Raw genomic sequence first — 7597 nt, forward strand, 5'->3', positions numbered from 1 at the left:
AGCTTCGATCATGGATTTTAGTCCTTTTCGATGATTGAGGTTAGAGCCGAGCGGAAGCGTCACCTTCCCCTCGGCTCGAGTTTATGATATCATTAAATATGACCCCGTCAATTCGTGATTCCAAAAAATCGAGAGCCAAACGCGGCCGTCCAAAGACCACTGGGGCTGGCCAGCCTCAGGTTGTGCGCATGCACGATCAGCAGATCGCCGCGATCGACGCCTGGATCGCGATGCAGGAAGCTGAAATCAGCCGCCCCGAAGCCATCCGACGCTTGGTCGAACTGGGGCTGAAGGGGAAGGGGAAATGATAGCCTATCTCCGCACGGTTCTTTACCTGTGCTGCATGGTGATAGCTTTAATGTGCGGGATAGCAGCACTCACGATTTCGGTGGCAATCGCTACAAACAAGCTTCCAGATCCGCAGGCTTGGATGGCAGTGGTGTTCTTTGCGGCGGCGGGTGGCGCTGCCTGGACAGCTGGTCGCGCGGCAAAGTGGGATTGGTCGAACTTGAGCTGAAGGTGAAGCTGAAATGCAGCCGCCACATCAGGATAACTGCTGACGGTTGTCCGAACGAGGTGCGGCTGTCCGACCTTGAGCCTCGTTTTATCTTGTAGGGCTTGCGGTCGCCGCGGAGCCGATATCCGACCTAACTTCGTGCTGCTCGGATGGGGACATCCGCGTGGCGTTCAACGACCGCGAAGGCGCTTCTCTACCCGTTTGCGGCTGTTGCAACCTTTTTGGCCGCCTTCTTCGCCGCCGGGGCCGTCTCCCGCGCGGCCCGCACAGCGAGCACGGTCGTCAACGCGATCAAAATCATCAGAAGCGAGACCGGCCAAGTTGAGCCATGAGTCAATTCGACAACCGCAGCGGCGGCGAGCGGAATGAGTCCACCTCCAATGGGGGCAGCGATCTGATATCCGAGAGAAGCCCCGGTATAGCGCAAGTTGGAAGGGAACATTTCGCTGAGGAAGCTAGCTTGTACACCGTACATAATTCCGTGTCCGACTGACATGCCGACCACGAAGGCCAGGATCACCATCAACGGATCTCGCGTGGCGAGCGCCCAAAAGATAGGGAATGAAAGGCAGATCGCGGCGACGCATCCTAGAAGGTATATCGGCCGCCGCCCAACACGATCTGAGAGATGTCCGAACAGGGGGATCGTAATCAGTTCTACGGCTGCTCCAAGTGCTATGGCTCCAAGAACCAGGCTGCGAGGGAGTGCAAGAGTCGTGACTGCATAACTCAATCCAAAAATGGTCAAGACGTAGATCCATGATATCTCGGTGATGCGCGCGCCGAGCCCGATGAGGAGGTCTTTCGTGTGATTTCGCACGGCCTCCAGTGCCGGAACTCGTGAGATCTTGCCTTCACGCACGACGTCCTTGAAATCCGGCGTTTCGTCAATCCGCAGTCTTACGAAAATTCCTATTGCCACTAGTGCAGCACTCGCCAGGAACGGGATCCTCCAGCCCCACGACATGAACTGCTTGTCATCGAGATAGGCCAGCGCAAAAAACGACGCCGTGCCAAGGCTCATGCCAAGCGGAAAGCCGATTTGAACCAGGCTTCCGTAAAAGCCGCGCTTTTCAGGCGGCGAATGTTCGGTGGCAATCAGCACGGCGCCGCCCCACTCCCCTCCGACGGCTATGCCTTGCACGAGCCGGCAAGCGACTAGCAGGATCGGAGCTGCGATACCGATACTAGCGTAGGTTGGAAGCAGGCCGATTAACGTCGTTGCTAGGCCCATGCTCACCATTGTCAGAATTAAAGGCGACTTTCGGCCCAGGCGATCGCCGAAATGGCTGATGACGACGGCTCCGAACGGTCGGGCGAAGAAGCCGACACCGATGGTGCTGATCGCTAAGAGCTTTCCAACCAACGGATCTTCTGTAGGAAAAAAGAGCTTGTTGAGAACAAGGGACGCCGCGGTGGCGTAGATCAAGAAGTCGTACCACTCGATAGTTGTGCCGATGGCGCTAGCCGCCACAATGGTGCGGATTGAAGTGACCCGGGCGTCGGTTTGCTTAGTCGGAGAGTTCATTTTACTTCCGCCCGGCGCGGTTGTGTCTGGTACGACTGGGCGTGGAAGCGATAGCTCTGTGCGCCTGAGCGGAGAACGCTATCAACGATGCCGCAGCCAATCCAAAAATACAAAAAGATGGACGCATTGATCTTTCCATTCGTTTCGCGATGCTCGGTAAGATCATTATTGCTCAGGACCATCGATGCCAATACATAGTCCGGGATTAGGCTTACAATTCAAGCTTAACAGGCTGGTTTAGTTGAGACAGTGCTCGCGGAGGGCCCAAGGTGTTCGCCAATCGCGCGAAGATTGCCCGCCGCTTTCCGATGTGAAGGCGATGTTTCTTCAAATCGGGACCCCTTAGTGCTCGCGATGTGCTAACAGACCTTCTCGATTCGAGGAGCATAAAGTGGTCAAGACGAAAAAGAAAAAACAAACCCGGAAGCCTTATACCCCAGCTGACATCAAACTTCTGAGGCAACAATCCAAGGCCCGAACGCCGGTGGTGAAGATCGCGAAGTTGATGAAACGAACTGAAGGATCCCTGAGGCAAAAGGCACGAACGCTCGGAATTGGCTTAGGTCATCAGCGCTGAGCGGCTCTCGTGATTCCCGATGGCCTCAGATCGACCAAGACCGCCTTTGGGCGGTCTTTTGTTTGGCAGTTCCCGAATTAACCCGCAGCGTCGGCATTCAGATTAACAGGCGACTTTCATTGCGCCATCAACACCACGCGCTATCGTTCCCGCACTGGATATTTCCCATCCAGACCCACCATGGCAAAACCGTCATGCGATCATACTCCGCTTTGGCGGCCTTGTTTTCAATCAGCCGTGCGCCGAGCGCCAGCATGATTGGCGCAATCATTAAGTTTTCAGTTTCGCTTGTAGCCGTTGCAGCGTCCTTGCTCGTGACAAGCTGGATCGGGCTGGCACTTCTCGGATTTTAGAATGCGGCGAACTAAGGTAACCGACCTCGAGCCAAAGCTTGACCTCCTCGAAGCTCGCCGCCAGCTGGTGGCGATGCGATCACTTCATTCGCACGACCGGCACGTCGTCATCGAAATCAACAAACTCATCGGTAAAATCGCGCATCTAAATCGACCCGATGATCTCGCACACGAAAAATACCTGATTGAAATGATTGACGAAACTTGGCGAACGGTTGATCTCAAGATGAAGCGGCGCTCTCGGCGTCCTTAACGGCAAGCCAGCTATGGTCAGGCGGCCGGGAACAAAGACGCAAAGGGTAGTGTTTTGGTATTGATGAAGGTCAAATTGAACCGCCCTGCGGACCAGCCCGAAAGCGGCCCCCAGACGCGCGCTCGCATATGGCCATGGGTATGGCTAGCTTTGACCGTGATCGCCTCGGTCGGCTGGCTATCCGCCATAGCCTGGGCCGGTCTCCATGTCGCACGGTGGCTTTTCGGCTAGAAGAATCCGAAAAACTGTTCAGCCGCTTCCGCCGATGCACAAAGGATCATGCCCCATAGGGCAACGTTGACTTGAAGAGCCACCCACATTGTAGCGTCCCCCGACGATGACGAGATTTCGATGATTCTCGTCCTCAGCAAACCGTCAAGGACTATTGTGGATAGAATGTGGTTCGCAGATGCGAACACAAGTGGCAGCGATCTATTCCGACTCGCCTAGCGGAGCCCGCCACAACAGGTACGCCATAAACAAAAGGGACGGCGTCCACGACAGCATCATTCCTAGAAAGACCGCCTGTAATGTGCTCAACGCGCCACTCCTGGTCAGCCACGTTCCTTTTACTAATGTCTCTGGTCGAGCTTGGGTTGCCTCGCTTCCATGTCCATATCGCGGGCCTGCTTTGCCATGGAAGCGTGGCTAGGGGCCAGCCGCGTCATCGCACTCAACATCCCACGCCCATTAGCTGCCTTGTTTGGGGCAACGCGTCGTGGGCGCTTGGGTCTGAATTTGGATATCTGCCCAAGGCTGTTGCCGCTAAACGTAACCTCCTAAAGTCCGGCATTGCCCGAATTACTGGCGCCTTGGGCGATCGAGTTGAGCGTTGTCTGCGCCAATGCCGGCGAGCACACCCGAAAGCAATCGAAGCCAAGACAATCAAGAACGAGAGAAGTTTGGGCAAAAGGCCGGCTGCTGACATCAACCTTACGGGGGATGGCGCCCGGCGCGCATGATGCTCCTGATGGCGATCTACCCGCGAAACCCATCGGGGGGTCGGGCGTTGTGCTCCAGAGGAACGGAGCGCAACATGGATCAAGAAACGAAACACGAAATTGTGGTGCTGACACTCGGCACTCTCGCAGCCATCCCAGTTGTCACCGGCATCGGCCTTGTGGTGGTGACGGGACTTTTGGCCTGGTAATCCGAATACGCACCGGCGCCGCTTACGCGCGCCGGCGAGGCTATTCCAAGCCGACCATGTGGCCGACAGCAAAGATCAGTAGCGCGAACAGCAGCAAGGTAACGAAGAAGTATTTGACGTTATCGCCGCGCCCCTCTTCGAGCTCTCCATTGAAGTTTGGCTCTTAGCCATCGGCACGGCTCTGATCGAGCTTCCGGCCACGTTCGCCGCCTTCACAATCCTCAGCCACTAACAGCCCAGCCCCCACGCAAGGGCAGACTGCAGGAAATTCGTCGAACCGAGGATCGAGATTAGGCTAAATTGAGTGAAGCTCCGGCAATCGCCACTCATCCAGTCGGGCTGATGCTGCCTGCCTGCGCGATTGAAAGAAGGTCAGAATTTCCTGCGATGTCTTGACGTTCAGCTTGGAAAATTGCGCTTTCATATCGTCCAGGTCGCTTGCCGTGATGCGGTGGTCCCTGGCACGCAGAAACAGCAGGGCCATCGCGGTTTCCCATTTGAAGTCATTGGCCTTGGCCAAGACGAGTGTCATTTCGGTATTGGCAAGTGCGCGTTCAACGGCAGAAACGGGGAGCGAGCACAACAGCGACAGTCCGACCGTCGTCTCTTCGATCTTGTGAGCTCGGGCGTATTCGAAAACAAGATTTTCGCTCAGCTCGCCAAGCTGATGACGGGTTGTAACGCTTCTCTTGGCGTTAAAGTAATTCTCACTCGCCGGGCCGAACTTTGACTGCAAGGCGCCGGCGACTTCAAGGACGGACGATTGAACTTCCCCAAAGAGGTCCGGACGCTCTTGCATCAGCTTACATTTGACGTCAGCCGAGGCCTTAGCAATGAGTTGTTGAAACATAGCCCTCGGAATGTCCTTCCGCACGCCGAGGCTTTCGGCGAGGATGGAATCGTCGGTGGATCGCCTGATCGCATGCAGAAAGCCGAAATTGGAAAAGCGGGCGCCATCATTTGCGGTAACTGATCTCAGAACCTCGCCATTGCCGCGCGTCACCAGTTCGTCGGTCACGTCGGTGGAAATTGATTTCCGTTTTGAGATTGCCAGAAGATGCGATTGACCACGCGTTCTAATATTCTGGATTAGAGTCTTGGCATCGAGCCGGTCGCTTTGCTCAAGGATTGGTCCCGCAACGTCGATGCTGTAGTCGAAGGCGAGTTTTTTGACGACATTCATCGGGGCGTGGGCCGAATTCGCGAGACTTTCGGCCAGGCGTGCACGCGCCGCGACTTCGATCGCGTCGGACAGCCTGCCGATGACTTCTCCGAAAATCCAGATCTCGTCTTCGGCGTAACTACCGACCATCAGCATATCTGTGGCGTACCACAGTGCTCTCTCACGGCTCTCTGCAGATCCCCGCAGAACAGCTTCGTCCAGATCCTTGAGAAGCAACTTTGATGAAAGCGTCATGGGGTCTCCACGGCGGTGTGGCGGTCCCGGCAGCCAGAATATCTCTTAAATATCCGAGGAGCCTAAAAGCTATCTGTTAATTCAGTTTTAATTGAACCCCTGGAGCCGCCTTTGGCAGCCAGTGATGGTCCCTGCCTTGATCGAGCTGAAAAAGGCCGCTGCTAAATCAGGGTGACCGCAAAGGTTCAAATTTGAATAATCTTCGATGAAACCAGGATCGGTTGTTTTCATAGCCAACGACTAGGGTGGGCCCCTCAGTCCGCCCTGCACGAAATGCGAAAGTACTCCAATGACAATGATCTATTCTCTCCTCAGTGAAGTCCAGAATGGGGACTTCTCCAAGTCAACAAAACGACAGGTAAGGGCACTTGTTCGCATAACCGACTTGTTTGCGGCCGGCTCGGGCAGTTATTCGCGGGACCAAATCGACCTTTTCGATAACGTATTCAAGGCGCTCGTTGAGGTCATTGAACTAAAAACGCGCGCTAAGCTCGCCCGACATATCGCGCAATCTTCGGATGCCCCTGCAGCCCTGGTTCGAGTGCTCGCATTCGACGACGAAATAGCCGTGGCAGGCCCGGTTCTCAGTCAATCGAATGTGCTGAGCGATGACGATATTGCGCTCAGCGCACGCTCCCAGAGTCAGGGCCATCTTTACGCAATCGCACAGCGCCCGGTCCTTGGCGAAGCAATTACCGATATCCTTATCGAGCGTGGTGAATGCCGAGTCGTCCGCGCCGTCGCGAAGAATGCGGGCGCGCGTATCTCCGAACATGGCTTTCGTGACCTGATTCTGAGAGCCGGCGATGACTCCGAGCTTGGCCTGTTTATCGGGTTGCGACGTGATATTCCGCGGCATCACTTCGTCAGGCTGCTTGAAATTGTTTCGGCTGAAGTCTGTAACAAGATTGTTGCAGCAAATTCGGAGGTTTCCGGCGCCGCACGTGCCGCGGTGACCGAAGTCATTGATGAAATCAATGATGGGGTACGCAATGCGTCATCAGACCATGCTAAAGCAAGAACAAAGGTAAGGCGGCTCAAGTACTGGAAAGAGCTTGGAGAAGCCAAGGTGCATGCAGCGGCGCGCGCACAGGATTTCGAGCAGACGATCCTGGCCCTATCTATTCTCGCGAGGTGCCCGATAGAGGTGGTGGAAAGAACGGTCCTTATCGAGAATCCTGGGGCCGTTCAAATCGTCGGCAAGGCTGCAGGCTGCACCTGGCCAACCGTCAAGTCTCTTTTGCTGATGAAGGCGGCTGGTCGCAAATTGTCAAAAATGGACCTCGATCGTGCGCAGGAAAATTATGAACGGCTTCATGCGAAAACTGCAAAGCGCGTGCTAAAATTCTATGAATCAAGACAAACCCTGTCGGAGGCTGCGAACCCTGTGATTTCGGCCGCGCCGGCGGGTGTGCCAGCCCTCACCGGCAGTGGTCCCGGGCAACCTCGAAATGATGACAGCAGTTTGCTTTGTGAGTCGTTCCGCGTTGCGGTCTAAGAAAACTGAGACCCACAAGTCGTTTCCGCTGATCTGAACTGCCTCGCAGCATCTCTTTCGATCGAAACACCATGAGGCCACGGCGCGCGGACCATTCGCTGCTTCCACTAGGCTGGCCGTGGGCGGCTTCGCCAAGCTCGAGGGCGATGTGCCTGGCAAATATTCTGACAACTGATCCACGAAAAAGCTGGCTGGGGCTGCGCTGATAGATGTTGTCGGGATTTCGCGTTCACGGCTTTTCCACGTTGAGCCGTCATTTATAAAAACGGCTCCGTCGTGTTCACTCGACGGAGCCGCTCACACC

At 55.5% G+C, this 7597-nt stretch carries 7 protein-coding genes; 4 read left to right on the forward strand and 3 right to left on the reverse strand.

Translation table 11 applies throughout. The features are described 5' to 3' along the window. Positions 1–336: 336 nt before the first annotated feature. Entirely contained in the window at positions 337–615 is a 279-nt protein-coding gene (locus WB528_RS25465; protein WP_423891913.1) for a hypothetical protein, read from the forward strand. 95 nt (positions 616–710) lie between these two features. Here WB528_RS25465 and WB528_RS25470 read toward each other — a convergent pair whose 3' ends face one another. Then, the gene (locus WB528_RS25470; RefSeq protein WP_423891916.1) at positions 711–2045 is read right to left on the reverse strand and encodes an MFS transporter; all 1335 of its coding nucleotides are present in this window, start codon (positions 2043–2045) and stop codon (positions 711–713) included. Between the two features lie 391 nt (positions 2046–2436). Between WB528_RS25470 and WB528_RS25475 the strand changes: the two genes are divergently transcribed. Next, entirely contained in the window at positions 2437–2622 is a 186-nt protein-coding gene (locus tag WB528_RS25475) for a hypothetical protein (RefSeq protein ID WP_423891918.1), read from the forward strand. 127 nt (positions 2623–2749) lie between these two features. Here WB528_RS25475 and WB528_RS25480 read toward each other — a convergent pair whose 3' ends face one another. Next, on the reverse strand, positions 2750–2893 hold the full coding sequence (locus WB528_RS25480) for a hypothetical protein (protein WP_423891919.1): 144 nt from the start codon (positions 2891–2893) through the stop codon (positions 2750–2752). A gap of 83 nt (positions 2894–2976) precedes the next feature. Between WB528_RS25480 and WB528_RS25485 the strand changes: the two genes are divergently transcribed. Then, positions 2977–3228, forward strand: a complete 252-nt coding sequence (locus tag WB528_RS25485) for a hypothetical protein (protein WP_423891921.1) — start codon at positions 2977–2979, stop codon at positions 3226–3228. Positions 3229–4673: 1445 nt separating this feature from the next. Here the strand turns inward: WB528_RS25485 and WB528_RS25490 are convergent. Continuing rightward, positions 4674–5795, reverse strand: a complete 1122-nt coding sequence (locus WB528_RS25490) for a DUF2336 domain-containing protein (protein WP_423891923.1) — start codon at positions 5793–5795, stop codon at positions 4674–4676. 289 nt (positions 5796–6084) lie between these two features. On the opposite strand from WB528_RS25490, the gene WB528_RS25495 reads away from it, so the two are divergent. After that, positions 6085–7293, forward strand: coding sequence for a DUF2336 domain-containing protein (locus WB528_RS25495; protein ID WP_423891924.1), 1209 nt, complete (start codon positions 6085–6087; stop codon positions 7291–7293). Positions 7294–7597 lie beyond the last annotated feature (304 nt).

It is taken from the genome of Bradyrhizobium sp., assembly GCF_049586575.1.
Lineage (GTDB): Bacteria > Pseudomonadota > Alphaproteobacteria > Rhizobiales > Xanthobacteraceae > Bradyrhizobium.